Source organism: Paracoccus gahaiensis (assembly GCF_005048225.1).
Lineage (GTDB): Bacteria > Pseudomonadota > Alphaproteobacteria > Rhodobacterales > Rhodobacteraceae > Paracoccus > Paracoccus gahaiensis.
On the sequence record NZ_SUNI01000068.1, the window covers coordinates 1 to 1,847 of the forward strand.

Here is a 1,847-nt window from a genome sequence, read left to right on the forward strand (position 1 = left end):
CTAACCTTGAAATCATTCAGGCCGGTGGGACTGCCCTCCAGACGGGCATGCCCGTCTTCCGTTCAGCCCAACCGGCCAAGGTGGTTGTCGGCACCGGCCAAGATGGTTGTCGCTGAACACTCGGCCCAGGTCCGGGTGAGCGTCCCCTGCTGGCCCACTCTGGCTTCATCCTGAAACCACACCTCCAATGGCTTCCCATGCGCCGTCTCCGGCAGGGCGGCCTTTACCGTCGCGGCAAAGTTTTTTTAAATGCCTCCTGTGCCAACGGGTCGGATCTGGGGTGCTGTGGGCGCACCGAAAGGCGGCGAAAGCCAAGGGCCGCCAGCTGTTTGCCGACCGTCCGCTCGTGCATGGCCACGCCGAAGCGATCTTCGATCTTGCGCTTGAGATCGACGCAGCGCCAGCGGACCACCCCGTCGGCCTCAAGGTCAGGCCCTTCACGGACCATCCGGGCAAGTTCCGCTCTCTGCTCAGAGTTCAGGAGCGGCGACGGGCCTGCCGAATACCGGTTCGACAGACCGGCGATCCCCTCGGCGTTGTAGCGATGAACCCAATCGCGCAGGGTCTGCCGATCCATGCCGCAGGCCTCCGCCGCCGTCTTGCGATCCGCGCCCTCCAGAACAAGAGCGATCGCCAAAATCCGCCGCACCGCCTTCGCATCCTTTGTGCGCGCCGCCGCCGCCCGAAGCTCGCTTGTCGACATATCCGTTCGAGTGATCTCAATCGCCATCAGAACCTCCATCTCTTGGTGGCAATGATTCAGATTTTCAGGGCGAAGGGAATCCCGCGAGTCAGAGCTCAGGGCTGTTGGTATTAAATATGAAAAAAGAGGCTTTACTCATCGATCAAATGCGTAACTGGGGCAGATTTCCGGGCAGTGTGGTTCAGGCGGGCCGAACGACGACGAGTTCCGGAAGGAACGGGACGCGCTCATCTGGCCCATTGAGGCCGAGCCGGTCACCCAGATAGGCGAAGAAGGAGATGCCAAGCTTTCGGCAGGTCTTCATCAACCCGAGCATGACGTCACGGGCCTCGCGGCCATCAGAACTCATGGTGCCGCCCGACATACGACGCTTGGTTACGCAGGCGCGCAGATCGTTTTCGGACGCATTGGTGTGGAGCGGGATCTCGGGGCGCTCCAGCACCATCAGCAGCTCATTCTTCCGCCTGTGCAGCCGGACTAGCAGCTGATCCAGATCCTTGTAGCCACTGCGCTGCCCGAAGATGTCGTCGAAGCGCTTGGCAAGGATGAGGCGCTCCGCCTCGGTGGGAGTGAGCTTCCAGTGCTTCAGATCCCGGTAGAGCGCCCAAACCTGATCCCGTATTCGTTCCAGCTTTTTGGCCTGTTGCGGCACCTTGGGCATCAGCTTTTGCAGCAAGCGCTCGGCATGCACCCAGCACAGGGCAGGATTGGCGATACGGAACTGCCCGGCATCGTCGGACACGACCACCGTGTTCTCCATCAACCCGTGATGGCGCACCGCGCCCCAGAGGGCAGCCTCACTGACCTCGCGCACCAGAGTGCGGTCGAAGACATCCAGGGGAAGCCTCACCAGATGATCATACCAGGCCATCTGTGATTTGAATAAGGTCTGGGGGTGGCCGGCGAGCCTGGCCACCACCTCCGGCGCCACTTTGCGACGGCGCATGTATTCGAGCGCTGCGTCGTTGATGACGTAATCCTCGCCACCAGCCTGTAGCAAAGATAGAAAGTTCAGTCGTGACTTCGAGCGGCCTGTCCGAAACACGGTAAAGTGGTCACCACCAATCTGCGTGGTGATCCCGTCGCGGCGGGCATGGCGGGCGCCAGTGTCATCCACGCTGATGAAAGGTGCTGTCGCCAGGCC

At 61.5% G+C, this 1,847-nt stretch carries 1 protein-coding gene and 1 pseudogene; both read right to left on the reverse strand.

Going from position 1 to position 1,847, the window contains the following annotated elements; all coding sequences use genetic code 11:
- Positions 1-122: 122 nt before the first annotated feature.
- Positions 123-733 (reverse strand): annotated as a pseudogene (locus tag FA743_RS20095) (IS630 family transposase); the annotation flags it as partial.
- A gap of 151 nt (positions 734-884) precedes the next feature.
- The coding region (locus FA743_RS20100; protein ID WP_211242358.1) for an IS66 family transposase at positions 885-1,847 on the reverse strand (963 nt) is incomplete at its 5' end.